The following is a 23,691-nucleotide window of genomic DNA, read 5'->3' as shown; positions in this document are numbered from 1 at the left end:
GTAGCCGGGGGTATTAAAGTGGTATCGGAGCTTCACGCCTCGAAGCTGTCGGTGCCACCTTTTAGGAGTGGCACCGCCAAAGCGCAGGTATGCCAGACGACGAGTGGGGGCCGGAGTCGGATCAAGAGGAGACGTCTCTCGACGCTGATGGACCGTCAGAGTCGGCTGTTGATGGTGATCAGTCACACAGCGAACCGGAATCCGGTGGCGAAATCGCGCGAACCCCCGAAGACGGGTCCGGGCCCGGGCCTAATGGGCAGTGGGACCCGATACAGCAGGTACTCGGTGGGACGACGGACCTCTACGACGTTGCGACGTGGGAGGACCGGAGCCGTCTCGACAGGTTCGCCGTCAACCTGACTGGCGGATTACGGAAGGCCCGCAAGTGGTCGCTCATCTCCGTCGCAGCATTTCTCTTTCTTGCCCAGTCTGCAGTCATCGCTCTCTTCGTCGCCGAACAGCCGATTCTGGGTGCACTCGGAGCTATCTCGGTCGTGCCCGCACTCGCACTGGCGGCGTACTTCTGGTTCGAGGACCCCACGCGGCGCGAACCGCTGGAGCCGATGGCCATTACCTTTCTTCTGAGCATCCTGTTTGCGAGTTTCGCCGCCATCGTCAACACGGTAATGTCACCGGTGTTTGGAATTATCCCCATCGTCGGGCTCCCACTGTACTTTTTCCTCGTCGTCGCACCTATCGAGGAGACAGTCAAGTGGGCCTCGATTCGGATTCATGCCTACAAAGACGACCGGTTCGACGCTGTCATCGACGGTGTTGTCTACGGCGCTATCGCCGGTCTGGGATTCGCTGCCATCGAGAACTTCATCTACATCATCAACATCTACTCTGCGGCCGCACCAGCCGGTGCAGCCGCACAACTGGAAGGGGCGAGTCAGACGGCCTACGTCCGGGCGTTCGTTGGGCCGGGCCACGTCATTTACTCGGCGTTTGCCGGCTACTACCTGGGGCTGGCGAAGTTCAACCCTGCCAACCGCGGGCCAATCGTCGTCAAAGGGTTGGTCATCGCCGTCTTCATCCACGCGCTGTACAACACGCTCGTGAGTACGCTGCCGTTGACGACCGTCACCCTCGCTGTCTTCCTCCTCGTCTACGTCGGGTTCTGGCTCGGTGTCCTCTACCGGAAGGTCGCACGATACAAACAGTACTATCGGCAGGCTCAGGAGAGTGAGGGCACTGACCAGGGAGCCGCGGACGCGGGTGAGGGCTGGTAAGACCGGCAGGCTTTTTCGCCGGAGTCGTGGACGTGGGAGTATGACTCACCGTCCCCCGGTACAGGCAGTATCACCGCTGGACGGGCGCTACGCCCGCTACACCGAACCACTGGTCGAGTATGCCAGCGAGCAGGCGTTGATGCGCGCCCGTGTCCGCGTCGAAGTCGACTATCTCATCGCTCTCGCTGACCTCGAAGCGACGCCGCTCACAATCGATAAAGACCAGCGCGTCACCCTCGAAACGCTCTACGAGTGGTTCGACGAGGACGACGCTGAGATGGTCAAACAGCTCGAAACCGAGGGGTTCGGCGAATATTCGGCGACCAACCACGACGTCAAGGCTGTCGAGTACTTCGTCCGCGAGGGACTGCCCGAGGACCTCGATGCGGCCCAGTGGATTCATTTCGGCCTCACCAGCGAGGACGTGAACAACCTCGCACACCGCCTGCTCGTCAAACCGGCCGTCGAGGAGGTGCTGTTGCCGGAACTGCGCGAGACCCGTGACACGCTCGCGGAGATGGCCCGCGAGTTCCGTGACGTGCCGATGCTCGCCCGCACTCACGGTCAGCCCGCCACCCCCACAACGTTCGGCAAGGAGATGGCCGTCTACGCCTCCCGCCTCGGCCGTGCTATCGCCCGTCTCGATCAGGCCGCCGACGGCCTGTCGGGAAAACTCGCCGGCGCGAGCGGGACCTACGCTGCCCACCATGCTGCCTACCCCGACGTAGACTGGCCCGCATTCGCCGAATCGTTCGTCACCGACCTCGGTCTGCGCCACGAACCGCTCACGACGCAGGTCAACCCCTGTGACGACCTCCAGACCGTCTTCGACGCGCTCCGCAGCGCGAACAACGTCCTGCTGGACCTCGATTTGGACGCCTGGCTCTACGTTTCGGACCGCTATCTCGGCCAGGAGGCCGTCGAGGGCGAGACCGGTTCCTCGACGATGCCCCACAAGGTGAACCCGATCGACTTCGAGAACAGCGAAGGAAACCTCTCGAAGGCAAACTCCGATCTGGTCTTCCTCGGCGATTACGTCACGAAGTCCCGACTCCAGCGCGACCTCTCGGATTCGACGGTCAAGCGCAACATCGGCGCGGCCTTTGCCCACTGTCTCATCGGCTACAACAAGTGCCAGAACGGGCTGGCGAAGGTCGTTCCCAACGAGCAGGTGATGGCCGATGAACTGGCGGCGACACCCGAAATCATCGGCGAGGCGGTCCAGACTATCCTCCGTAGGGAAGGACACACCGACGCCTACGAGCGCGTCAAAGAGCTGACGCGGGGGAAAAACGTCACTATCGAGGACTTCCACGACCTCTTTGCGGACCTCGACGTTCCCGACTCGGTCCGCGAAGAGCTACAGGCACTGACCCCCGCGGGGTACACTGGCGTCGCAGACGAACTCGTGGATTCACTCTGAGGACGTTACGCGAACCCACGGAGAGCGGCCCCGGCACCAAATGCGACGGCGGCAGCGACCATCCCGATGACGAACATCTCTCCGCCAGCGGCGTACCACGGTTTGTCTGTGACCAGACTCCGACTCGCTCCGACGAGAAAAAAAGCGATTGCAGTGACGACGACCGAGAACTGGAGTGTCGAATCGACTGCGAGTGCATAGGGCAACAGTGGCGTCCACCCTGCGATGACGAAGGCGAGAAACGTCGCCAGCGCCGTGGAGGCGGGTGACTTCCTCGTTCCGACGTGAACGGTGTCGCCCTGTGCGGCCTGGTAATCCAGCTCGGAGCGCTGGCTGAGATAGTTGCTCATCCCCATCGAGAACCCGTCTGCGAGGAGATTCGCGACGCCGAGAATCAGGATGATAGCAGGGTCGAGACTCGCCCCCGCAACGCCTGCGACGACGGCAAACGTAGTCACAATACCGTCGTTCGCACCGTAGATAACTTCTGCAATATATCCCCCCGCGTCGTCGAGGCTGTCCCCGAGAAGCGTATCGAGCATCGTTTGCGAGTTGTGCGCCACGGTATTGAAACTGGAACCGTTCATTTTCACCCCGACGTGTGACGGGACTCTCGTTCGGCAACGGTGCGTTTCTTTGTCCTGGGTGCGCTGGCGATAGTATGGACCCTGCTCGGTTCGAATCGCTTTGTTTCGTCTACATCGGCGCGCTGTTTACCGGCGCTGCCGCACTCTTCACCTGGACGCAGTCGGATTTGACCTGGCTCGCCATCTTCGGTACCGGTCCGCTCTTTCTCGTCGCCGGGCTGTACCGACTCCGGAATCTCGACCGGCTCAGAAACCCGCCCACGGAGTTCGGCACTCGCATCTACTCGCTCGTAATTCTCTCCGCACTCGCGACGGTCGTCGTCGCTTTCCAGTTATACGCACACTTCGGCTGAATCAGGACTCTGAGAGTCCGGCTGCAACTGCCCGAATCAGGAGATTCCGAGTCTCCGGATACTGCGCCGCGCCGATATCTTCCTGGTGGAGTGTCAGAAACGTCACCGAGCGAATCGCATTCGCAATCGTCCGCGGGTCTGGGCCCGAAATCGCCCCCGACTCGTACCACGATTCGACGTACGGCAGGATGTAGCCGAGCGACTCTTCGCGGTCTTTCCGGCGTTCTTCCTCGGCGTTGTACTCTCGAAACCGGTTCATCTCGTCGGGGTCTGTTACCAGCTGGCGAATCAGGGGGTTCGTCTCGATTTCGTCCATGAGCGTCGTGAGAAACGCTACGATAGCCGTCTCGGGGTCGTCGTTTGCTTCCAGCGGTGCGACTAGTCGCGGCGTCAACTGCTCACCTTCCCGTTCGAGAACGGCGACGTAGAGGGCGGTTTTGGAATCGAAAAACTGGTAGAAGGTGCTGTTGGCGATACCGACCGCGTCCGTGAGATCTGCTATCGTCGTCTTCGAGAGCGTGTACTGTGCGAAGAGGTCTCGTCCCGCTGTGAGCAACTGTTCGCGGATTCGCTCGCGTTCAGTCTCGCTGAAATTTCCGGTCATTATTCTATGTGATATCTTTGCGTCGGAAGTACGCGCGACTCGCGCCGACGAGAAGCATCGTCGCTACGAGCAGAATGGCAGCGCCGGCGAGGTCGTACTCGGACTGGACCAGCACCGCGGCGGGGTCGTAGTACCGCGTCGGTGACAGCACTCCCAGATCTGCAAAGTCGGTGTTGGTCACGACCGAGTCTATCAGGAAGAGTCCGAAGACGAGGCCCATCGCCGCACGCTGTGCGAGGCTCGTCCGGTCGAACCAGACCGACGCGAGCAGCCCGACGGCCGCCGTCGTCAGCAGGTAGGGTACCGAAAGGACGTGGGCCATCAGGAGGTCAGACACCGAGATAGTCTCCCCGATAGCGACGACGCCGAGATAGACGACGACTGGAAGGACGACGCTCACGACCACAATCGGGACGAGCAACGCGGCGAACTTCTCCAGGAGTATCTTCGATCGTGTGACCGGGAGCGCGAGGAGCATGTCCATCCGCTCGTCTTCCACGTCGTCTGCGATGACCGAGGCAGCGCTGTACGCCAGGTACAGCCCCATCAAGAGAACGATACCGAAGGAGTACAGTTCGGCAGCGAGAAATCCCTCGATGCTACCGAGTGACTGCACGCCAAATGCTGCCCTGAACGCGGGAGGCATCGCTTCGATGTACGCATCGAGGTCGATACCCTCGCTGATGGAGGGGAACATGTACACGTACAGGCTGGTGAGGAGTGCGAGGCCGCCAGCAAGTGCGACCGAGCCCTTCACCCGTCGCCGACCGTAGTAGCGAGCGAACTCGAACATCAGGCGTCCCCCTCGTCGGCTGCGGTGGCCTCTGACTCGCCGCCGTAAAACTGCATGAATACCTGTTCGAGCGGTGCCTCTTCCACGTCGAGTTCGAGGACGCGATACTCGTCGACGAAATCGATCAGCGAATCGAAGTCGCCAGTGTACGTGAATGTGAGTTCGGTCACGGTGTCGACAGTCGTCCCGGTTCCGGCGGCGATAGCCGACTCCGTGTAGCTCTCGTCGACGTTCCGGACCGAGAGGTCGTGGACGCCGTCGAGACCGACGGCTTCGGGACCGATGTCGGCCGCGACGCGGACCCGGACGAACTTCCCGCTCCGGTGGAGGAGATCCTCGACGTTCTCGACGGTGACCATTCGTCCGTCCCGGATGATGCCGATGCGGTCACACACTCGTCGGACTTCGCTCAGAACGTGCGACGAGAGGAAGATTGTCGTCCCCGACCGTTTCTCCCCGCGGACGAATTCGTTGAAGCGCTGCTGGACCAGCGGGTCCAGCCCCGCTGTCGGCTCGTCCATCACCACCACGTCCGGGTCGTGCATGAACGCCTGTACCAGCCCGAGTTTCTGCTTCTGTCCCGTTGAGTACCCGCGAATCGCCCGCTCGATGGGCACGTCGAACATTTCGAGCAGTTCGGCCCGCCGGGCGTCCCCTTTCAACGAGGCGTGTAAATCGAGTACCTCGTTTCCGGTTGCCGTCTCGTCGAAACCGGGGGTCGAGGGGAGGTAGCCGACCCGTTCTTTTGCGGCGACCATCGCTGCCTCGTCGTGAACGTCCGCGTCGAGGAGCGTCGCCGTCCCACTGGTCGGGGACTGGAACCCCATCAGCGTCCGAATCGTCGTCGTCTTCCCCGCACCGTTCGGTCCGAGATAGCCGAAGATCTCTCCGGTGGCGACCTCGAAGTGCACGTCATCGTTTGCTAACACGCCGTCGTAGTTCTTCGTCAGCCCAGAGACGGATATTGCACTCATACGGAATCATCACATCCCGAACACATGAATATACTGTTCGTATATTCTTGAACGTCTCAGACCTCCAGAACTGCCGATACAGAGCGAATACCACGGCGGCGAGTTCCGGTCAGCCGAGTATCTCCGAGACGGCGTCGGTTACGGCGCGGGCTGCCGTCTCCACGTCTCTCCGGTTGACGTACTCTCGGTCGGCGTGAGCGACCGGTCCGTCCTCGTCGGCGAGAACGCCGGGTCCGAAGACGACGGTCGGTGCCGACTTTGCAAAGTAGGAGGCTTCAGTGGCCGCACCGAATGGACGAACGTCGCCCCCGCTCGCCTGCTGGAGTTCGTCGACCAGTGGGTCGTCTTCGTCGGTGGCAAACGCCTCTGGATAGGGCATGTCGGGGCGCGCCAGCGCCACCGAGAGGTCCATCCCGCGAGGCATGAACTGGTAGAGATGCTCCTCTACCTGTGCGATGAACGTGTCGACCGATTCTGGTGGGACCGACCGCCGGTCGAAGGTGACAGTACACTCGCCTGGGACCTGGTTGGTCGCTTCGCCACCCTCGATGAGCGTCGGCGTCAGCGTTGGCCAGCCCAGCGAGTCGTGTTCACCGGGGCCGTACTCGTCGTCGTACGTCTCCATCCCCTGTACGACGACGGTCGCCGCGCGAATGGCATTCTTCCCGCTGGCGGGGTCTGCGGCGTGGGCGCTTTCACCTCGAATTGTGATGTTCCCCTCGAACTGCCCGCGCGCGGCCGTACACACGTCGAGTCCGGTCGGTTCGCCGACGATGACGCCGTCGGCGTCGAGCACCTCTGCGAGATGTGCACCGCCGGTCTGGGTCGTCTCTTCGTTGGGTGAAATGGCAAGGGTAAGCCGTCCGTTCGAGACAGCAGCATCGAAAAATGCGGCCAGCAGCGCCGCGAGCGGCCCCTTCGCGTCACACGCACCGCGGCCACGCACGATGTCACCGTCCCGTTCGTACGCGATGTGGGGCGGGACAGTGTCGATGTGCGTGTTCAGAACGATGTGCGGACTCCCGCTTCCCCGCGTCGCTGTGACGTTCCCGATATCGTCGACGCTTGGCTCGATACCTCCCGATTCGAGCGTCTCGACGAGTAGCTCTCGCATCGCCGTCACGTCTTCGTGAGAGGGCGTTTCGACGGCCGCGCGGTGAAAGTCGTGGATATCGATGGTCATTGGGACGACGGAAGCACTCCGCCCGTGTGACGATTTCGGTCCCGGTTCTGTTGTTCGAGTCGGCTATCCCGATTGGTACTTTGCACCGGGGTCCACGCTGGAACACGTGTTGTAATCTGGAACGTTTTCATGTCAAACTGATTAACGTCCCGGTATGGTCGGTATCCACGTCTCTGGTCAACTGGCGGTGGCACTTGGCATCGCTGGTGCCCTCTGGATATACGTCGATGGTCGACGGCGAGGGATGGATACCGCAGATATGTGGGCGGTCGGGTTCTTTATCGGGATGTTCGTTCCGCCGCTCATCGGTGCGGTGGTCGTCGGTGTCATGTATCTCCAAAAGCGAAATCGGACCCGTGAGAATCCCTCTGCTGCTCGCGGTCCGTTGTAACGGGGCGACCGCTCAGTTTTGTTCCACTCGCGTCACGTCCTCCATTGTCTCCCGTCGCCGGACGACACGGTCCTCGTCGCCTTCGATGGCTACCTCCGCGGGCCGGGGCTGGGAGTGAAACTGGTTCGCGAGTTCGTAGCCGTACGCGCCCGCGTTGCCGATCGCCAGCAGGTCCTCGCGCTCCGGGCGTGCGATGGGGCGGTCCGTACAGAACACGTCGGCGCTCGTACAGCAGGGACCGCCCACGGAGACCGGCTCAGTCTCCCGTTCGGGCGCGGAGACGTTCCGTATCGGGTGATACGAGTCGAACATCGCCGGCCGGATGAGCGTCGCCAGCGAGGCGTCGACGCCGACGACGGTTGTCGCTGGCGTCTCTTTGATGGTGTTGACTTCGGTCAGAATCAACTCCGCGTCGGCGACGACGTACCGGCCGGGTTCGAGTTTCATCTGGGCGTCAAGGTCACCGACCGCGTCGCGGACTCTCTCGCCGACGACGGACATGTCGAGTGGCTCCTCGTCCTCGCGGTAGGGGACGCCGAAGCCGCCGCCGAAGTCGACGAATTCCAGTCCCCCAACTCGTTCTTCGACAGTCTGACCCATGTCTGCCACCTTTCCGATGGCCCGACAGTGGTCGTCCAGGTCGTCGTGGAGGACACCGCTGCCGGCGTGGGCGTGGATACCCACCAGTTCGAAGCGGTCGGCAATCTCCTCGGCAAGATCCGGGACCTCGTCGTAGGGGATGCCGAACTTCGCGTCCTTGCCGGTAGCGACCTTTTCGTGGTGGCCGGTGCCGATACCGGGGTTGATTCGGATGGCGACGCGACCGTCGTAGCCACGCTCTTCCAGTCGGTCGAACGTGTCGCGAGCGCCCCCGGTGATAGTCAGGCCCGGGTTTTCAGCCGCCAGTTCGACAGCGTAGTCGAGGTCCGCATCCGGCGGGTTGACTGCTGTGTACTGGAGCGTGTTCGGGTCCGCGCCTGCCTCGATTGCCCGCTGCAGTTCGCCGGCTGCGGCGCACTCGATGTCCGCTCCGGCGTCGAGGAGTGCGGAGAGGACGGCCTGGCCGGTGTGGGCTTTGGCCGCGTACATCACGTGTGCGTCGGGGAAGGCATCGGCAAAGCGTCGATAGTTCGCCTGCACCCGTTCGACGTCGAGGACGTAGAGCGGCGTTCCGTGCTCGGCGGCGAGTCGTTCCAGTCGGTCGTGGTCCCAGTCGGCGAGCCGACGAACCGGCGGCGACGTGGCCTGAGTCATTGCTTCGAGACGGGGGACGCCTGATAACAAGGGTTCCGCTTCTGTCCGCCGCGGGACCGGAGATCACTCTCGAAGCGCGTCTTCGCGCTCGGTCCCCTCGAGCGTTTCCTGTTCGATGTCCGTCGCGACGACCGCCGGTTTGTAGGCGCCGCCGTCGAAGAGGTCGTGCTCGCCGATGGAAGACTCGACGTACCGCGAGAACGCACGGCGCTCCGGTGGGAGTTCGCCGTAGATAATCTCCTCTTCGACGAGGTCGTAGACCGGAATGCGCGGCGTCAACAGCGTGTTCTCGCCGACGACGCTGTTCTCGCCGATGACGAAGCCGCTGGTCACACGGCAGCCAGCGCCGAGTGAGGCACCGTCCTCGACGATGACTGGCGCGTTCTCGACGGGTTCGAGGACGCCCCCAATCAGCGTGTTCGCGCCCAGTTTGACGTTCTCGCCGATCTGGGCGCAGGAGCCGACGGTGTCACAGGAGTCGACGAGCGTGCCGTCGCCGACGTACGCGCCGATGTTGACGAAGGAGGGACTCATCATGATGATGTCCGAGCCCAGATACGCGCCGCGGCGGGCGACGGTGCCGTCTGGGGTGTTCCGGGAGCCACGGTCGGCCAGGTCGTCGGTGTCGAGCAGCGGGAGCACGTCGTTGTAGGTCACGTCGCCGTACTCGTAGGCGGAAATCTGGCGCAGCCCGAAGTTCAGCAGGACGCCCTGTTTGACCCACTCGTTGACCTCCCACTCGCCGCTTCGCTTCTCCGCGGCGCGAATGTCGCCCTGTTCGAGCGCACGGAGGAACTCGGCGAGTACGTCGAGGTCGTCGCCCGTCGTATCGGCAGCAGCCAGTCCGTCGTCGTACCGGTTCCAGAGGGTCTCGATGTCGGATTGCAGACTCATAGCCCTCCGTTCCCGGGCCTGGCTATTGGAACCGTCGGTTGTAACTGGCAGTCTGCGTGTGGCAGACGGTACTCTGCTCAGCTATCGTCGACGACGTCGTCGAATCCGTACCAGCCGGCGTCCTGCTCGGCCAGCCACACCGCGGCGTCGATGGCACCCGCGGCGAAGACGGCGCGGTCCTCCGCGCGGTGGCTGATGGTCAGTACCTCGTCGTTGTCCGCGAGCATTACCTCGTGTTCGCCACGGATGTCGCCTGCGCGGCGGACGAGCATACCGACTTCACCCTCCTCGCGGGGCTGGATACCCTCGCGGCCCGCGACTGTCTCGAAGTCCCGATGCTCGGAAATCTCGTCGAGAATCGTCTTTGCGGTGCCGCTCGGGGCGTCCTGTTTCTGGTTGTGATGGGTCTCCATCACCTCGACATCGTACCCATCCAGCGCCTCCAGCGCGGGCCCGAGCGCGCGCAGGAGCCCCTGAATTCCCCGCGAGAAGTTCGTCGCTTTCAGCAGCGGAACTGCCTCGCTGGCCTCCTGCAACACGGAGAGTTGCTCTTCGTCGACGCCGGTAGTCCCGACGACCAGCGCCACGCCCGCGTCTGCACACGCTTCCGCGAGCGCGACTGTCGAATCTGGAACTGTGAAGTCGATGACTGCGTCGGGGTCGTGTTCTGCGAGTGCATTGGCTGTCTCGTCGGGAGCGGAGAGCGGTACGTCGATGTCGGCGTCAGTGTCTACATCGATGCCGAAGACGACGCTTACGTCGTCGCGGTCGCTGGCCGTTTCGATGACGGTCTGGCCCATCCGACCGGCTGCGCCGTTGATGGCCAGCCGCGTCATCGTGCCTCCGCGGCGTACGGTTTGTCGTACTCCGCGAGCAGTGATTCCAGTCGCTCGTACGTCTCGGGCGTCGCCTCCGTCAGCGGCGAACGGACGTTTCCGTTGCCGTGTCCGCGAATCTCCAGTGCGGCCTTGACCGGAATTGGGTTGGTCTCCCAGAACATCCCGCGGAACAGCGGCCCGAGGTCGTGGTGGCGCGCACGCGCTTCAGCGTAGTCCTCGTCGAGCGCTGCGTGGACCATTCCGCCCATCCGCTCGGGCTCGACGTTCGCGGCGACGCTGATACAGCCGGTGCCGCCGACCGAGAGAATCGGGAGCGTCTCGCCGTCGTTGCCCGAGAGCACGTCGAACTCCTCGTCGCGGGTCTTCTCGACGATTTCACTGACTTGGTTCAGGTCACCACCGGCGGCCTTGAACCCCTGGATGCTCTCGTGTTCGGCCAGCTCGGCGACGGTGTCGGCTTCGATATTTTGGCCGGTCCGGGAGGGGACGTTGTAGACGATCTGGGGGACGTCCACCTCGTCGGCGATAGTCTCGTAGTGCTCGATAAAGCCGCGCTGTTCGGGCTTGTTGTAGTACGGCGAGATGAGCAAGAGCGCGTCCGCGCCGGCGTCGGCAGCGCGCTGGGAGAGCGAGAGCGCCTCGGCCGTGTTGTTCGAGCCGCTCCCGGCGATGACGGGGACGTCGACGGCGTCGATGACGGCGTCGATGACCTCGATGTGTTCGTCGTGACTGACTGTCGCGGATTCGCCGGTCGAACCCATCGGGACGAGACCGTCGACGCCCGCCGATTCGAGTCGCTGGGCGTCGGCTCGGAGTGTTTCGAAGTCGATGCTACCGTCGTCGTGGAAGGGCGTGCACATCGCGGGATACACGCCGCCGAAAGTGTCGAACTCTGTCATTGTATCGTAGTCGTCTGATGGTCGCGTCGTCGTTGTCTGCTATGTCGCAGTGGTGTCGCTTGTGTGGTTCGGTTCTGGACCAGTCGCTGGGAGCACAACCAGCACGACCCACGACAGGGGTGCCACGCCTGCCGAGAGCCTCGTTCAGCGTTTGCGTTTCGAAAAAGAGCGGCCGCCACGCTGGCCCGTCCCGTTCGGTCTCTCTGTCTGCGTGGCGACCCGCATACTCGTATGAGTGTCGAGAAGCGACTTATACATTGTGTCTCCAGTTCTCGGACACGCTCAGGCTGGCCGGAGCCGGCGGATTCCGAGTGCAAACCCGCTGGCGGCTGTGATTGCTCCGGCAACGACAAACACTCCACCGACGCCGCCGAAGGGGATTACCACGCCGAACAGAATCGGTGAGAGGAACTGACCAGTGTATCCAAACGAGGCGAGATAGGAACTGAACTGTCCCTGTCTGTCCGCCGGTGCGAACTCCTCGACCCACGCGAACGACGACGGGAAGACAAGTCCCACACCGAGACCGAACAGGACGACGGGAACGGCTGCAGCGAGCGCTGTTTCGACGGCGAGCGTCGAGAGTAAGCCGACGGTCCAGAGGACGAACGCGCCGAGCACGAGCGTCGAGCGCTCGGCACGCTTGATAAGTCGGTCGTAAGCGATTGCAGACGCGCCGCCTGCCGCCCCGTTGGCACCGAGATACAGGCTAATCCCCAGCGAGGAGGTCACCCCGACCCCACCGAGAAACTGCGGGTAGTACACGACGATTGCGTACAGCAGGACGTTCGTTCCGAAATACAGCAGGTACACCAGCGGAAGCACCGTCTGCTCTCGGAGAACCGTCAAAACCCCCGCGGAACTGTCCGAGTGCTCTCCTTTCGCTCCACTGCCATCGGTTTCGGTGACGCTACGCCTGACTTCTGGGACGGTCAGGGCCGCGAAAAGTCCAAGTGGAAGCGCAACCAAGTAGACGCCAAACGGTACGTTCCAGGCGAGCGTCCCGGCAGCGCCACCGATCAGCGGCCAGACGGCGGCCCCAGCGCTGTTCGCGCTGCTCCGGAAGCCGAGTGCTCGCTCCATCTGTTGTCCCTCGTAGAGCTGGTAGATGAGCACGGTCACGGACGTGTACACTGCGGCAGTGCCCAGGCCCAGCACGACCCGAGACGCGAGAAGCGGGAGATAGGAGTCGACGAACAGACCAGCGCCGCCGCCGAGACCGTAGACGAAGAGGCCACCGATGAACGGACGCCGCGGTCCAATACGGTCGACGAGCGACCCGACGAACGGACTCGCGAGGACGATGACACCGCCGTGCGTGGTGATAATGAGCCCGGCCGCTGTCCCGGAGACGCCCAACTCACTCTGAATCTGTGGGACGATTGGCCCGAGAATCGCACCCGCCATGACCGTCAGCGTCGCCGCTGCAACGATTACCCAGAGAGACCGACGGAGCTCTGTCGGGGTAGCCACTACGTCCGACTTCGAGACGACCGACAACAGTATTTTGATACTGGTCTTGCTCCTGTTGCTGTCAGTCTCTCGTCGCGAAGTTATTCCCTACTTGCCACGCTATGTCATGGAACGTACCCTTTTTTACGAAGCGCCGTCTAGTCTCTCCCGATGGTACGCCACATTGGTCTCAAACTCCGGATGGTCATCATGGGCAGCATCCTGTTTGCCTTCTATGCGGCCATTGCCGGACTCGCCTATCTGTACTTTGGAGCGACGACCGGGGCACTCGGAATCGTCCTCCTTGGAACGCTCGCCTTCGTCGGATTTCAGTACAAGTTCGGCAAGTGGGCTGCCCTCCGAAGCGTCGGCGCAGAGGATATGCCCGAAGAGGGTCGGTATCAGGAGATTCACCAGCACGTCGACCAGTTGAGTCGCGATATGGGCATCGACAAGCCGCGGCTGATGGTCGCGGACATGGGCGTCCCCAACGCCTTCGCCGTCGGCCGAAAGGGTGCCGGTGTCGTCGTCGTGTCGACGGAAATCATCGACCTGCTCGACCGCGACGAGCTGAAGGGCGTGCTCGCCCACGAACTGGCACACATCAGCAACCGCGACGTGGTGATGATGCTCATCGGCCAGTCCATCGCCGCGATGGTCGGTATCGTCGTCCAGTTCGCGGTCATCTTCGGTGGCGAGCGCAATATCGGCTCGTACATCTTCGCGATGATAGCCGGGTCCATCGCTCAGATGATCGTCTCCATCTTCGTGATGGCGATCTCGCGGTACCGCGAGTACGTCGCCGACAGTGACGCCGCAGAGTACACCAACAACCCCGACGCGATGGCCCGCGCGCTGGAGAAAATCAGCCAGGGTGCCAAACAGCGCCAGCAGGCCAGCCAGAGTCTCAACCAGCGTGGCGGACGCGGCCGGCAACAGCAAGACAACGGAATGCCCGACGAGGTCGCTGCGCTCTGTATCTTCGGCGGTGACCGTGGCATTCTCCAGACAATCTTCGCCACGCACCCGCCAATCGAGAAGCGCATCGAGAAGCTCCGCGCCCGCTAACGGCGGTAGCAAGTCCTTTCTGTACTCCCTTCCGTATCGAAGTCATGACCGAGATTCACCCGAATCAGCGAGTCGCTGTACTCGCGGACTCGCAGAACCTCTATCATACCGCACAGAGTCTCTACACGCAGAATATCGACTACGACAGCCTTCTCGAGGCGGCCGTCGACGGCCGCAAACTCGTTCGCGCACTCGCGTACGTGGTCAAAGCCGACGCCCCAGAGGAGGAGTCATTTTTCGACGCGCTGACCGATATCGGCTTCGAGACACACATCAAAGAAATTCGCACCTTCAGCGACGGGACAAAAAAGGCCGACTGGGACGTGGGGATGAGTCTGGATGCCGTCTCGCTGGCCTCTCACGTCGATACTGTTGCCCTCTGTACTGGCGACGGCGACTTCGCTCGGCTCTGTCGGCATCTCGAACACGAGGGCGTCCGCGTCGAAGCGTACTGTTTCGAGGAATCGACCTCCGAGGACCTCATCGAGGCGGCCCACGAGTTTACCGACCTCAGTTCCGATACTGACCGTTTCTTGCTCTAGAGCTGTCGCTCGGGGAACTGAGCGACCGAAAATCGAGTTTTCTCAGACGGGACGGCCGCCTTCCGACGTCCCGACGAGCAACGCGCCCGCGGCCATCGCGAGTGCCGCAACGCTGCCGATGACTCCGGGCAGGATTGCCTCGCCTGCGCTACTGACGTAGAGGATGATTGCTGTCCCCGCCAGCAACAGGGCGGCACCGAAGAGAATCTTGGTCTTGTTTGCTCCACTCATTGGTACTCTTCTCTTACCCCCATCGGCGTATAAATCTGCCCAAACCGCCGGAGGTGAATATGGTAAGTTATGACAAAGACAACACTTGTCGTGGACAAGCACGACCAAACGGTGCGGTTTTAGGGGGTCGACGACTACGCGGCCACGATGGACGACAGCCACCGGACCTTCCTGCAGCGGGTCGCCGACTACCAGTTCGGCCTCGGCGTCGGCGAGACGCTCTTTCCGGCCGGCGAGGTGATGACGGTGACGACGACCAGTTCGGGCCGTCCCCGGCAGGTACGTGTCGACGAGGGACGACTCGTCACGTACGGGACTGACGGGCGGTTCACGCTCGGGACGGCTGGCGGGAACCGACTGCAGACGGTCGCTGCGGAGACGCCGTACAGCGTCGTCGTCGGTGACGAGAGCGAACCGTTCGTCCGGGACGGTCGTAACGTCTTCGCGAAGTTCGTCGACGTTGCTGACGACGGTATTCGGCCCCGCGACGAAGTCGTCGTCGAACACGAAGACGGTCGGCTGCTCGCGGTCGGTCGCGCGGAGCTGTCCGGCGAGGGAATGCTCGATTTCGAGACGGGGATGGCTGTCTTCGTTCGCGAAGGCGTCGAGTAGTCGGCAAAATCGGCCGGTCGGCAACACAGCCCTTTTTATCGACTGGCGTGAACGGGAGCGTATGTTTGGAGGAGGCGGCGGCGGACTGAACCCGAGCAAAATGAAGCAAATGATGAAGCAGATGGGCATCGACATCGAGGAAATCGATGCCGAAGAGGTCGTCATCCGGACGGCCGACGAGGAACTGGTCTTCACCGACGCCGAAGTCCAGCTCATGGACGCACAGGGCCAGGAGACCTACCAGGTCGTCGGCTCGCCCGAAACGCGCGAGCGCGGCGCTGGCAGTAGCGAGCCGGAACTGGAGGGCGGTGACGATGCAGATACCGACGATGGGATTCCCCAGGACGACATCGACCTCGTCGCCCAGCGCACCGGCGCAGGCGAGGACGCGGCACGGGAAGCGCTCGAAGCGACGGACGGCGACCTCGCCGCAGCCGTCGAACGGCTCGAATAGTGTCGTTCCTGCTCGTTCACGAGGACCGCGAGTACCTGTTGGCACCGGGTGACCGTCTGGAGACCGATCTCGGAATCCTCGAAGTACCTGCGGACGCCGAGTCCGGAGACACCGTCGAGACGCATCTCGGGACTGTCTTCCGGGTGCGGAAGCTCCGCGGACCGGACCTCTTTCACCACCTCGAGCGCACCGGCGCGCCGATGATGCCGCGCGATATCGGGCTTATCGTCGGTCACACCGGCATCGAAGCCGACGATACCGTACTCGACGCTGGAACTGGAACCGGCGTGCTCGCGTCGTATCTCGGCCGCATCGGTGCGAACGTGACTACTTTCGAACGCGACGCCGAGTTTGCTGATGTCGCGCGCGAGAACATGTCCCTCGCCGGCGTTGCGGACCGCGTCGACGTCCGGACCGGCGACGTGACCGACCACCTCGGCGAACTCGGGACCGTCGACGTGCTGACGCTCGACACCGAAGACGCCGCGTCGGTCGTCGAACACACGCCGAATCTGCTGGTGTCTGGCGGCTACGTCGCAGTGTACTCGCCGTTCGTCGAACAGACACGGGAAGTCGTCCAGACGGCAAAAGACGTCGGACTGGAGGACATCGAGACGCTCGAGACGATTCAGCGCGAGATGGACTTCGACGACCGCGGCTCCCGTCCCTCGACTGCAGGTGTCGGACACACCGGCTATCTGACGTTCGCGCGACGACTGTGAGTCGTCGGTCGAGCCTTCGAGCAGTTCGGTGTATCGCATCCGGTACTGGAACGGGCCCTCACGAACGAGCCTGTTCTGTACTTTCTGGATGTTCAGACTCCCAATCAATCGGGCTGCTGGCTCTCACGCAGACGGCATTGTCGTGAATCAGGGGCAGGCGATGCTGACCGTGCCCGCGGCATTTTTATTATTCGTCACAGTAAACGGAGAATCGTGACTCAGACAGACGACGCTACCGGAGTGAACACTGTCCAATGTTCCACCTGCGGGGCAGACATCCACAGCCAAGCCGAGATCTGTCCCGAGTGTGGGACTCGGCAGCGATCCCCCCCGAAGGAGAGCGGTGACGACACGTCGCTCCTTTCGGCAGCAGCCTCAATCCCCGTCCCTGGGCTGGGACAGATGATCAACCGCCAGTTCCGACGCGGTCTGGCCTTCATGACCGCATTCTTTGGTGGGTATTACCTCTTCAACGCGCTCTTCGGGGGAGCACTCAACTTCCTCCTCTTCGGTGTCTGGGGGTACGCTATCTACGACGCCTATAGGAAGCCGTCACGCACATCGAGTTCACCTCCAAAATGGACGGATTGGGTGTACACTATCTACGACGCTTCTCTCACAGGAGGGCAGAGAGACGACTATGAGGACGGTGCTGCCGCCGGGGTGACCGATAACACCGGACGAAATCAGGCGACGAGCGAATCCAGGGCGACGACTACCGTCAGTTCCGGAACCGCAAACACCAATCCGGACGTGAGTAGCAGGGAACGCGGTAGTCCCTCCACAAAACCGAATACTGCCAACGTCGTCAGCGACCGCACGCCAACATCGGATAGCGCGACAGCCGACAGCGGAGCCAATGCTGCCAGCGAGGGCACCGCCGAGAGCACGGCACCCGACGATAGTGTCGACGAGATCAAGGATGGAGACTCGCCCGACGGCTACGAAAAATCTGGCGACGACAATAGCGAGGACAACGGGTCGAAGTGGAGCCGTGACGATTCGGACCGCTCGTGGAGCCGCAATTGAAAAACGGAAGCGTCTGAGGGTTTTGGTGCGTGTGAGACTGCCCAGTCACCCGGTGGTACTCTTCAGCCGTGGCGGGACACGTGGTAGACGACGCCCCACGCGAACGACAGCGTCAGAATGACAAGGAGTGCACCACCGAACTCTTCGGTTACCGGAACCGACAGTCCCGGAATGGCTTCGATGACGCCGAGTAGCAGGAGCGTTGCCTCGCCGATTGGTGGCACGAGCTCCCAGATGTACTTCGACATCGTCGTTCCGATTAGCATGCTCACGAACGCCGCTGACGCGTGGGAACCACCGGTCTTTGCTGGCACGGCCGATCACCAGAGACTCATGAAACCGTAGTTTTCGTTTCGACGGGTTTTCAGTCGATACTCGGTACGCAGCACGAGGGCACCAGCGACGAGGAGGAAGAGGCCGAACACCGCCAGGACTGGTGTGTCCGGGACTCCGATGTACGCGAGCAGGGCCCCAAAGAGACCCATCCCGCCACCGATACCGAGATTCCGCATGTTCAGTGTGTGTTCGTCGATACAGTCCGGGCAGTGACGCTCGAACCGCTCAGTACCCTCCTCTACATTGCGAGTGTACTTCGAGAGTCGCGGCTGGTGCCGGACGCCAATACTGCAGGCGTCGCACATTTTCGTACCGCAGTTGTGACAGACCGTGTCGACATCGTAGTCGCAGTCGCGGTCGTTCACTTCGCAATTCGATCGTTCTGGATACTCCTTGTCGAGTCTATCGTCGAGATTAATTCGCATCGTTTAGACCTCCTCCGCAATTGATTGCAAACTGAGCTTGATTTCGTCGCGCAGGTCGCTCGCGAACGAATCCACCTTCTGTGGGTCCGCCCCCTTCGCGATGACCTGGATTCCAGTGTGGCCGTAGTCCATCGTGACGTTGCGCTGTTTGGCGGGGAGTTCTTCTCCACTGGCCCGTTCTGTCCCCGTCTCGCCCGTCCGCCGCTCCCCGTTGACGGATATATTGACGGCTATCCGCGTGTCGCCGACAACAATGGATCCGTCCTCAAACCTGCCGTTGAACTCCGTCACGTTCGCGCCCTCTCGGATCTCTTCGCTCTGACTCATTCCAGTGCCGGCCGCGTCGATGCCCCGCTGGTTCAACACTGACTCTATCTCGGTGTACGCCTGCGGTGGCGTGACGCCGTCCACGCGTATCTTCTTCGTCACGTTCGCCACGTCACCGACTAGGATTTCGGACGTCGGCGTCGAGAAATCTGCTTCGATTGAACACGTTGGGTCCACGGACGCGTAATTTGACTCCGCTGGCACCTGGTCGTCGTATATTTTGTTCCCACCGGCGTCGAACACCGCCTCTGGGAGGTAGTTGGTGAACGGTTGGGACGTGTTCAGCGTCGCGGAACCCTCTATTTGTTCGAGGTCCTGTCCAGCCTCTTGGGGAACGAGGAACGAGATCTCGTGGACCTTCGGTTGCCCTTCGGCTGGCGGTATTCTTGGGATGTCGAACACGAACTCTTCCTCTGCAGGGTCATAGGACCCCGTTGTCTGATCGTCGAGGAGAATTTCCCGCCCTATCTGTGGTGGCATCGACACACGTAGTGTTGAGGGTTCGAGTTCTCGGATCACTTGGTTCTCGACAGTGAGACGGAACTCCGTTCCGAAAACGTCCTCCTCCGCGATGGGTTCTGCGCGAGCCTGAATGTGAATCGGCGACCCGAGCGACACCTGGTCGGTGTTGATTCCCTCCCGTTCGAGATAGGCCTTGATGTCGGATTCGAGGTCGTCGTACGCTACTGTGTACTCCTTTTCCTGGCGGAGCTTCCGTTTCAGGTCCTCGGGCGCGGTCCGCTGGAACTCATCGGTGTCGAGCGTTGCGGTTAATGTGAACTGCTCCGGAACCGCGTCGATGGGTTCGGTGCCGCGAAAGAGTACCGACCCGTAGTTGATTTCGAGAGTACCCGGGTCGACGGCCGCGAGCGACCAGTCCTCGAAGAACGCGTTCGCTTTATCCTTTGTCGTCGGATTGCGAGCTCGTTCGATTTCCTCCCGAACCTGTCCGTGGTTGACTTCGTATTCGACAAGCAATCTGCCAGATATTTCTCCGACATTGACATACTCACTAGATTCGCTCAGATCGAAAGATAGGTTGGCGACTTCTTCAATACGGATGCGAACCGCCTTCCTATTATCCATCATTTCCTCGGTAACTGTTACTTCCATATAGTGTTGAAAATAGAGTGATGATTAATAAAGATTACTTCAACACTACTGTTAGTATTCATTTGAAGTGATATACTAGCGAGACACTCTCTGTAATCGCGTTTCGGCTGTTTCTGGGTCGACGTGGCTGAACCAGGTTGGGAACGAAGAAATACGCCGCTTTACCGCCCGAACGACACGTTTGACGCAGTTCCAATCTCCGTGGTGTTCATATTAAAATCAAAGACTTATTTATAAAATGTAGACGGTATTTGCTGCCTAAAGTGACAATAAGCCCGGCTCGATTTCAGGAAATATTACGCAGCTTTCAAGACTACTTATTGAACGTCGCGCAACATATCCAGGAACTCGCCCTGTGCTTCGTTCCCGGTGCGGTCGAGTCCGTCGGCTGACTCTTCGAGGTCGAGTGCCTCCGAGAGCGGGCGTGCCGGATAGCCACCGGTGACGACGAAAAAGTCGGTGCCGTCGTTCCAGACGCCGACCCACCCGGTGACGGGGACGCCACCGGCGACCGGGTCGACGCCGTTATAGCGAATCAGGCGAGCCCGTTTTCCGGAGCGAATACGGACGCGTTCGCGTCGGCCGCGCTCGATGTCCTCGACACCGCGACTCTGCAGTCGCTTCTTGAACGTCTTTTTCGCTTCCGAGCGCATTGTCGGGAGAATCATCGACGGCATCGTCCCCGGTGGAAGCATTGGGTCAAACCCCAGTCGTGTCGCCGCGAAGAATCGCCACCGGTGGTCGATTTCACCGTCGGACGCGTCCCGAACTGCCGTGCGCAACTGTTCGTCCTCGTACTGTCGTGTCGCTCCGACGACCCGGACTGCCGGCAACTGAAACAGCGTCTCGACGGATTCCTCGACGAGTTCCCACCCGGCGAGTTTCTCGGCCGGCACGCTGGGGTAGTCGGGCGCTGTGACCATTCAGTGGTCGTCCTCGCGCCACTTGTGGTCGCACTCGGTACACGTGAAAAAGCGCGTCTCGGACTCGTCGGCGGCGCGAATCTGTTTCATCTCGTAGTACGCTCTGTCGTTGCCACACTCCGGACAGCGTGCGTTGGTCGTCGGTCCCATCGCCTCGTCACCGGCCTCGCTCATGTCGACGACTTCCGACTCTTCCTGTCCCTGTGTCGTGACCATCGCTTCCTCTTTGGCGTCGTCCCGGACCGTCTCGTGGCCGCAGCTGCCACAGACCCACCGGTCGCCTTCCGTCTTCATCATCGAACCGCATTCGTCGCAAAATTCCATATCGGCCACCTACCGGTTTCAGAAATATAACTCTCCTGATTAACTGTTTCCGTCCCACTGGTGACAGGCGTCCATATCCTCCATGAGTTCGTCGTGAACTCCGCAGTACGGCGTAATCTCACCGTCTGCCCGGACGTACTCGAAGTGCGAACAGTTCCCGCAGTATCGGTCAGGGCTGCCGCGCTCTGCGACGGCCTGTCGAACGTCGGCGCTGGCTGCAGCGGGCGGTTGTTCTGGCTGCTGTGTCGCCGGTGTCTCGGGGGCCTGAACGGCTCCGGCTCCATCCCCAGCCGGCGTCGGTCTGCCGGATCTCGGGAGGGTGGTCCTCGACTGGGTCCCGTTCGGTGTCGTCTCGTCGACCGTCGGTTCCGGAACGAGCGTGTCGTCTCCGTCGTCCTGCTGGTTGGTCTGTGTGTCCACGTCACCGTCCGGTTCGCGGCCGAACAGGCCGATACCGCCCATCCCGGGAATGTCGGTGTCGTCGCTGACGACCCGAACGGTGCCCTCGTCGGTGATCTCCAGTCGGGCGGAGCCGCCGGGGTCGGTCCGAGTTTTGAACGTCGCGACACCGACGAACAGACACCAGAACGTGACGAGCGTGCCGACCGAGTAGAGGAGCGTGGTCACGACGGCCATCGCCGGGTTCGAGGTGACCCACTCGTAGGGATAGGCGTAGCCAAACAGCGCGACGCCGAGGACGGCGAGGCTCGCCCCGATTGCGGCTGCACCGCGCGTGGCACGCCCTGCTGGGAGGACCGTGAAGATGCCGACGAAGACGGCCGGCAGGCCCAGACCGGCGAGAACGCCCGCGAGTTTGCGGGCCTCGAACACCGAGAGACCGAGGCTAGCAGCGAGATCCGTCGTCGCGATGGGGATAGCACCGACGACCATCGCAGCACCGACCAGGAACAAGCCGGCCCCGGTGACCCGACGCCTGCGGGTCGCCACGCTCCCGACGCCCCCGTCGTAGACATCTGTGAGGCTGGTCATGCGTCCGTATATGACAGTCGTCTACAAAACTACCCGTCAGACGCGCGTCACACACGCTGGCGACGGCGTCGCCGCCGAGAACCGATCCGAAAGCTCTAATCACGGGGGGCAAGAATCGACGGATATGGCTGACGACGACGAAAGCGAGGACGAACCTGCCGTCTCACTCGGCGAGGGACCGGACGTCGAGGGCGCTCCCGTCGCCCGCGTCGCCGAGCGCCTGATGTGGGGTATCGAGAAAAGCGAGATTGTGGCCCGCGAGGGCGACACCGTCGTTCGGACGCCGGACGGCCCGCGCGACCTCTCGGACGTACTCTCGGAAATAGACGAGCCGTACTTCGCCACCCGACAGGAGTTCACCGAGGCGATCGAGTCGGCCATCGGCACCGGACCGGTTCCGACCGAGTGACTGTCCGGTCACACTGATACTGCTGGCGCTGACTTTTTTACCGGTGGCGGCGTCTGTCTGCTCATGACGTTGCCAATCGATCCGACCGAAATCGACCCGGATGATATCGGTGAAGAACAGGTCGTCCTCTCGATGGACCACGAGGACGCAATCGAGTTCGTCCGCGGGGCGTGCGAAGACGCGAACTTCGGTGTTCCCGTCGAGTTCTCGCCGTCTGATATGCTCAACGAGAAAGTCGACGCGGGCCGCGACCCGTACTACATCTTGGGCGCGTGCAACCCCGCTGTCGCCGACCGCGCGCTCGACGCCTCGGCGAACAAACTCGGCGCACTGATGCCGTGTAACGTCGTCATCTGGCAAGAAGAGCCGGGTCGCCAGCGCGTCTATCACGTCTCGATTATGCGCATCGGACGCCTCCTCGGAATGGCACCGGACGACGAAACGTGGGCGGACATCGTCGCGGAAACAGGCGAGTACGTCGACGACCTCTTCTCGGCGCTTCGGAGTTCCGAATACGCGACCGAGTGAGAGCGCTCTGTCCGCTCTAACGTGGCGTGAACTACGCATTCAGAAAGGCTTGGGAGAGTCCGGACGCCGCGATAGGTCCGGTCGGCGGTTCCAGGGTCCAGATCGGCTTTTGGGGGGATGACGACCGCTGCTGTCAGCGCCACACCGCTGAGGCAGCGGACGCACATGCGCGACCGTTGATGGTCGATATCGGGTCACGGGTTTGTGTCTGGCCGTGGGCTTCTGTTGTCGGTGGACTCTCGCCAGATAGCTCTATCCTTTGTAGGCCTGTAGTTATAAACCGCTTGAGGAGAGTTCGGTCACGTTACTCGGCCCGCCTCGCCTAACTGTCTCAGTCGTCCGTTTGCCCAGCCTCCGGCTCGTTCGCTCGTCGTGGTTGCTGTCCCCGCTCTTTCTTCGAAGCGTCTCCATTCTCACTCTTCACAGCCGCGTCTATTCGACAGTCCCGTTCGTCAGTATACGTATCTGGGCCTGTCTGTCGAATTTTGTGCGCTGTCACTGTTCAGAACCGCCACTCTCCTGGCGACTCACTCGGACCGGTAGGCAGGTTCTATGACGAACGTTTATACGTGATTATCAGGTAGCGATTAGTTCTCAGGTACAGTCCATGCTCACTGTGTGGGTCCATTGGAGGCCCTGTGCAGAAGCTACACTCCCAGATAGTTATAACATTTACATATTTATTCCTGGAGTCCGAAAGAGGGGATGGGCCGTTCTGGCCTGTGTCATCTCCGGTCGTGAGTACCTATCCCACCACACACCCACCCCACCACCCCACTT

General features: G+C 61.8%; 29 protein-coding genes. 12 read left to right on the top strand and 17 right to left on the bottom strand.

The window, feature by feature from the left end; all coding sequences use genetic code 11:
- Window positions 1-89 precede the first annotated feature (89 nt).
- Both WDJ60_RS12780 and purB read left to right on the top strand, forming a co-directional pair.
- Window positions 90-1,232, top strand: coding sequence for a PrsW family intramembrane metalloprotease (locus WDJ60_RS12780; protein ID WP_340100871.1), 1,143 nt, complete (start codon window positions 90-92; stop codon window positions 1,230-1,232).
- A gap of 40 nt (window positions 1,233-1,272) precedes the next feature.
- Window positions 1,273-2,655 carry an adenylosuccinate lyase gene (gene purB / locus WDJ60_RS12775; RefSeq protein ID WP_340100870.1) on the top strand — a complete coding sequence of 461 codons (1,383 nt, stop codon included), beginning with the start codon at window positions 1,273-1,275 and terminating at the stop codon, window positions 2,653-2,655.
- Between the two features lie 5 nt (window positions 2,656-2,660).
- Here purB and WDJ60_RS12770 read toward each other — a convergent pair whose 3' ends face one another.
- On the bottom strand, window positions 2,661-3,197 hold the full coding sequence (locus WDJ60_RS12770) for a VIT1/CCC1 transporter family protein (protein ID WP_340100869.1): 537 nt from the start codon (window positions 3,195-3,197) through the stop codon (window positions 2,661-2,663).
- Window positions 3,198-3,316: 119 nt separating this feature from the next.
- Here WDJ60_RS12770 and WDJ60_RS12765 point away from each other — a divergent pair, with 119 nt between their 5' ends.
- On the top strand, window positions 3,317-3,595 hold the full coding sequence (locus WDJ60_RS12765; RefSeq protein ID WP_340100867.1) for a hypothetical protein: 279 nt from the start codon (window positions 3,317-3,319) through the stop codon (window positions 3,593-3,595).
- Window position 3,596: 1 nt separating this feature from the next.
- Here the strand turns inward: WDJ60_RS12765 and WDJ60_RS12760 are convergent, their stop codons facing one another.
- From WDJ60_RS12760 to WDJ60_RS12745, 4 genes are all read right to left on the bottom strand, one after another.
- On the bottom strand, window positions 3,597-4,199 hold the full coding sequence (locus WDJ60_RS12760) for a TetR/AcrR family transcriptional regulator (RefSeq protein WP_340100865.1): 603 nt from the start codon (window positions 4,197-4,199) through the stop codon (window positions 3,597-3,599).
- A 4-nt stretch (window positions 4,200-4,203) separates the two neighbouring features.
- Window positions 4,204-4,992, bottom strand: coding sequence for an ABC transporter permease subunit (locus WDJ60_RS12755; RefSeq protein WP_340100863.1), 789 nt, complete (start codon window positions 4,990-4,992; stop codon window positions 4,204-4,206).
- Entirely contained in the window at window positions 4,992-5,966 is a 975-nt protein-coding gene (locus WDJ60_RS12750; RefSeq protein WP_340100862.1) for an ABC transporter ATP-binding protein, read from the bottom strand. The genes WDJ60_RS12755 and WDJ60_RS12750 overlap by 1 nt, the downstream gene beginning before the upstream one ends.
- A gap of 109 nt (window positions 5,967-6,075) precedes the next feature.
- Complete coding sequence (locus tag WDJ60_RS12745; RefSeq protein ID WP_340100860.1) at window positions 6,076-7,149, bottom strand: M20 family metallopeptidase; 1,074 nt, start codon at window positions 7,147-7,149, stop codon at window positions 6,076-6,078.
- A gap of 154 nt (window positions 7,150-7,303) precedes the next feature.
- Between WDJ60_RS12745 and WDJ60_RS12740 the strand changes: the two genes are divergently transcribed.
- Window positions 7,304-7,540, top strand: coding sequence for a hypothetical protein (locus tag WDJ60_RS12740; protein WP_340100858.1), 237 nt, complete (start codon window positions 7,304-7,306; stop codon window positions 7,538-7,540).
- Window positions 7,541-7,552: 12 nt separating this feature from the next.
- Here WDJ60_RS12740 and lysA read toward each other — a convergent pair whose 3' ends face one another.
- From lysA to WDJ60_RS12715, 5 genes are all read right to left on the bottom strand, one after another.
- A complete protein-coding gene (gene lysA, locus WDJ60_RS12735) occupies window positions 7,553-8,794 on the bottom strand; it encodes a diaminopimelate decarboxylase (protein ID WP_340100857.1) in 1,242 nt (413 codons plus the stop codon).
- A 63-nt stretch (window positions 8,795-8,857) separates the two neighbouring features.
- Window positions 8,858-9,688 (bottom strand): 2,3,4,5-tetrahydropyridine-2,6-dicarboxylate N-succinyltransferase, encoded by an 831-nt coding sequence (locus tag WDJ60_RS12730; protein WP_340100856.1) that lies wholly within the window; start codon window positions 9,686-9,688, stop codon window positions 8,858-8,860.
- Window positions 9,689-9,765: 77 nt separating this feature from the next.
- Window positions 9,766-10,524, bottom strand: coding sequence for a 4-hydroxy-tetrahydrodipicolinate reductase (dapB, locus tag WDJ60_RS12725; RefSeq protein WP_340100855.1), 759 nt, complete (start codon window positions 10,522-10,524; stop codon window positions 9,766-9,768).
- Window positions 10,521-11,426, bottom strand: coding sequence for a 4-hydroxy-tetrahydrodipicolinate synthase (gene dapA / locus WDJ60_RS12720; RefSeq protein ID WP_340100854.1), 906 nt, complete (start codon window positions 11,424-11,426; stop codon window positions 10,521-10,523). Before dapA ends, dapB begins: the two co-directional genes overlap by 4 nt.
- Window positions 11,427-11,708: 282 nt before the next feature.
- Entirely contained in the window at window positions 11,709-12,899 is a 1,191-nt protein-coding gene (locus WDJ60_RS12715; RefSeq protein WP_340100853.1) for an MFS transporter, read from the bottom strand.
- 150 nt (window positions 12,900-13,049) lie between these two features.
- Between WDJ60_RS12715 and WDJ60_RS12710 the strand changes: the two genes are divergently transcribed.
- Together WDJ60_RS12710 and WDJ60_RS12705 are read left to right on the top strand one after the other, a co-directional pair.
- Entirely contained in the window at window positions 13,050-13,946 is an 897-nt protein-coding gene (locus WDJ60_RS12710) for a M48 family metallopeptidase (RefSeq protein ID WP_340100852.1), read from the top strand.
- Between the two features lie 44 nt (window positions 13,947-13,990).
- Window positions 13,991-14,488, top strand: a complete 498-nt coding sequence (locus WDJ60_RS12705; protein WP_340100851.1) for a LabA-like NYN domain-containing protein — start codon at window positions 13,991-13,993, stop codon at window positions 14,486-14,488.
- 42 nt (window positions 14,489-14,530) lie between these two features.
- Here the strand turns inward: WDJ60_RS12705 and WDJ60_RS12700 are convergent, their stop codons facing one another.
- A complete protein-coding gene (locus WDJ60_RS12700; RefSeq protein ID WP_340100850.1) occupies window positions 14,531-14,719 on the bottom strand; it encodes a DUF8178 family membrane protein in 189 nt (62 codons plus the stop codon).
- Window positions 14,720-14,866: 147 nt separating this feature from the next.
- On the opposite strand from WDJ60_RS12700, the gene WDJ60_RS12695 reads away from it, so the two are divergent.
- The 4 genes from WDJ60_RS12695 to WDJ60_RS12680 all read left to right on the top strand — a co-directional run bounded on the left by WDJ60_RS12695 (window position 14,867) and on the right by WDJ60_RS12680 (window position 17,536).
- On the top strand, window positions 14,867-15,331 hold the full coding sequence (locus tag WDJ60_RS12695; protein ID WP_340100849.1) for a PUA domain-containing protein: 465 nt from the start codon (window positions 14,867-14,869) through the stop codon (window positions 15,329-15,331).
- A gap of 61 nt (window positions 15,332-15,392) precedes the next feature.
- Window positions 15,393-15,785 carry a nascent polypeptide-associated complex protein gene (locus tag WDJ60_RS12690; RefSeq protein ID WP_340100848.1) on the top strand — a complete coding sequence of 131 codons (393 nt, stop codon included), beginning with the start codon at window positions 15,393-15,395 and terminating at the stop codon, window positions 15,783-15,785.
- Complete coding sequence (locus tag WDJ60_RS12685) at window positions 15,785-16,507, top strand: methyltransferase domain-containing protein (protein ID WP_340100847.1); 723 nt, start codon at window positions 15,785-15,787, stop codon at window positions 16,505-16,507. The genes WDJ60_RS12690 and WDJ60_RS12685 overlap by 1 nt, the downstream gene beginning before the upstream one ends.
- A gap of 213 nt (window positions 16,508-16,720) precedes the next feature.
- Entirely contained in the window at window positions 16,721-17,536 is an 816-nt protein-coding gene (locus WDJ60_RS12680) for a zinc ribbon domain-containing protein (protein ID WP_340100846.1), read from the top strand.
- A gap of 62 nt (window positions 17,537-17,598) precedes the next feature.
- Here WDJ60_RS12680 and WDJ60_RS12675 read toward each other — a convergent pair whose 3' ends face one another.
- The 6 genes from WDJ60_RS12675 to WDJ60_RS12645 all read right to left on the bottom strand — a co-directional run bounded on the left by WDJ60_RS12675 (window position 17,599) and on the right by WDJ60_RS12645 (window position 21,974).
- Entirely contained in the window at window positions 17,599-17,850 is a 252-nt protein-coding gene (locus tag WDJ60_RS12675) for a hypothetical protein (RefSeq protein WP_340100845.1), read from the bottom strand.
- 6 nt (window positions 17,851-17,856) lie between these two features.
- The gene (locus tag WDJ60_RS12670; RefSeq protein ID WP_340100844.1) at window positions 17,857-18,297 is read right to left on the bottom strand and encodes a hypothetical protein; all 441 of its coding nucleotides are present in this window, start codon (window positions 18,295-18,297) and stop codon (window positions 17,857-17,859) included.
- Window positions 18,298-18,300: 3 nt separating this feature from the next.
- Window positions 18,301-19,737 (bottom strand): hypothetical protein, encoded by a 1,437-nt coding sequence (locus WDJ60_RS12665; RefSeq protein WP_340100843.1) that lies wholly within the window; start codon window positions 19,735-19,737, stop codon window positions 18,301-18,303.
- A 317-nt stretch (window positions 19,738-20,054) separates the two neighbouring features.
- Window positions 20,055-20,660, bottom strand: coding sequence for a DUF6517 family protein (locus WDJ60_RS12655; RefSeq protein WP_340100841.1), 606 nt, complete (start codon window positions 20,658-20,660; stop codon window positions 20,055-20,057).
- Window positions 20,661-20,984 (bottom strand): transcription factor S, encoded by a 324-nt coding sequence (locus WDJ60_RS12650; protein ID WP_340100840.1) that lies wholly within the window; start codon window positions 20,982-20,984, stop codon window positions 20,661-20,663.
- Window positions 20,985-21,023: 39 nt separating this feature from the next.
- Window positions 21,024-21,974: a cell division protein CdpA domain-containing protein gene (locus WDJ60_RS12645; RefSeq protein WP_340100839.1), complete on the bottom strand. Its 951-nt coding sequence runs from the start codon at window positions 21,972-21,974 to the stop codon at window positions 21,024-21,026.
- Between the two features lie 124 nt (window positions 21,975-22,098).
- Here WDJ60_RS12645 and WDJ60_RS12640 point away from each other — a divergent pair, with 124 nt between their 5' ends.
- Together WDJ60_RS12640 and WDJ60_RS12635 are read left to right on the top strand one after the other, a co-directional pair.
- The gene (locus WDJ60_RS12640) at window positions 22,099-22,383 is read left to right on the top strand and encodes a DUF5789 family protein (protein WP_340100838.1); all 285 of its coding nucleotides are present in this window, start codon (window positions 22,099-22,101) and stop codon (window positions 22,381-22,383) included.
- Window positions 22,384-22,446: 63 nt separating this feature from the next.
- Window positions 22,447-22,911, top strand: a complete 465-nt coding sequence (locus WDJ60_RS12635; RefSeq protein ID WP_340100837.1) for a DUF302 domain-containing protein — start codon at window positions 22,447-22,449, stop codon at window positions 22,909-22,911.
- Window positions 22,912-23,691: the final 780 nt, after the last annotated feature.

Source organism: Salinibaculum salinum, from assembly GCF_037645885.1.
Taxonomy (GTDB): Archaea; Halobacteriota; Halobacteria; order Halobacteriales; family Haloarculaceae; genus Salinibaculum; species Salinibaculum salinum.
Note: the sequence above shows the minus strand (reverse complement) of the source record. Positions and strands in the feature narration are given on the sequence as shown.

Coding starts and splice junctions, on each gene's coding strand:
- WDJ60_RS12745 (WP_340100860.1), bottom strand. CDS start 7,149: ATGACCATCGATATCCACGACTTTCACCGCGCGGCCGTCGAAACGCCC.
- WDJ60_RS12645 (WP_340100839.1), bottom strand. CDS start 21,974: ATGACCAGCCTCACAGATGTCTACGACGGGGGCGTCGGGAGCGTGGCG.
- dapB (WP_340100855.1), bottom strand. CDS start 10,524: ATGACGCGGCTGGCCATCAACGGCGCAGCCGGTCGGATGGGCCAGACC.
- WDJ60_RS12690 (WP_340100848.1), top strand. CDS start 15,393: ATGTTTGGAGGAGGCGGCGGCGGACTGAACCCGAGCAAAATGAAGCAA.
- WDJ60_RS12710 (WP_340100852.1), top strand. CDS start 13,050: ATGGTACGCCACATTGGTCTCAAACTCCGGATGGTCATCATGGGCAGC.
- WDJ60_RS12700 (WP_340100850.1), bottom strand. CDS start 14,719: ATGAGTGGAGCAAACAAGACCAAGATTCTCTTCGGTGCCGCCCTGTTG.
- WDJ60_RS12755 (WP_340100863.1), bottom strand. CDS start 4,992: ATGTTCGAGTTCGCTCGCTACTACGGTCGGCGACGGGTGAAGGGCTCG.
- WDJ60_RS12765 (WP_340100867.1), top strand. CDS start 3,317: ATGGACCCTGCTCGGTTCGAATCGCTTTGTTTCGTCTACATCGGCGCG.
- WDJ60_RS12780 (WP_340100871.1), top strand. CDS start 90: ATGCCAGACGACGAGTGGGGGCCGGAGTCGGATCAAGAGGAGACGTCT.
- WDJ60_RS12670 (WP_340100844.1), bottom strand. CDS start 18,297: ATGCGAATTAATCTCGACGATAGACTCGACAAGGAGTATCCAGAACGA.
- purB (WP_340100870.1), top strand. CDS start 1,273: ATGACTCACCGTCCCCCGGTACAGGCAGTATCACCGCTGGACGGGCGC.
- WDJ60_RS12695 (WP_340100849.1), top strand. CDS start 14,867: ATGGACGACAGCCACCGGACCTTCCTGCAGCGGGTCGCCGACTACCAG.
- WDJ60_RS12730 (WP_340100856.1), bottom strand. CDS start 9,688: ATGAGTCTGCAATCCGACATCGAGACCCTCTGGAACCGGTACGACGAC.
- WDJ60_RS12665 (WP_340100843.1), bottom strand. CDS start 19,737: ATGGAAGTAACAGTTACCGAGGAAATGATGGATAATAGGAAGGCGGTT.
- WDJ60_RS12760 (WP_340100865.1), bottom strand. CDS start 4,199: ATGACCGGAAATTTCAGCGAGACTGAACGCGAGCGAATCCGCGAACAG.
- WDJ60_RS12650 (WP_340100840.1), bottom strand. CDS start 20,984: ATGGAATTTTGCGACGAATGCGGTTCGATGATGAAGACGGAAGGCGAC.
- WDJ60_RS12655 (WP_340100841.1), bottom strand. CDS start 20,660: ATGGTCACAGCGCCCGACTACCCCAGCGTGCCGGCCGAGAAACTCGCC.
- WDJ60_RS12705 (WP_340100851.1), top strand. CDS start 13,991: ATGACCGAGATTCACCCGAATCAGCGAGTCGCTGTACTCGCGGACTCG.
- WDJ60_RS12750 (WP_340100862.1), bottom strand. CDS start 5,966: ATGAGTGCAATATCCGTCTCTGGGCTGACGAAGAACTACGACGGCGTG.
- WDJ60_RS12770 (WP_340100869.1), bottom strand. CDS start 3,197: ATGCTCGATACGCTTCTCGGGGACAGCCTCGACGACGCGGGGGGATAT.
- dapA (WP_340100854.1), bottom strand. CDS start 11,426: ATGACAGAGTTCGACACTTTCGGCGGCGTGTATCCCGCGATGTGCACG.
- WDJ60_RS12640 (WP_340100838.1), top strand. CDS start 22,099: ATGGCTGACGACGACGAAAGCGAGGACGAACCTGCCGTCTCACTCGGC.
- WDJ60_RS12740 (WP_340100858.1), top strand. CDS start 7,304: ATGGTCGGTATCCACGTCTCTGGTCAACTGGCGGTGGCACTTGGCATC.
- WDJ60_RS12635 (WP_340100837.1), top strand. CDS start 22,447: ATGACGTTGCCAATCGATCCGACCGAAATCGACCCGGATGATATCGGT.
- lysA (WP_340100857.1), bottom strand. CDS start 8,794: ATGACTCAGGCCACGTCGCCGCCGGTTCGTCGGCTCGCCGACTGGGAC.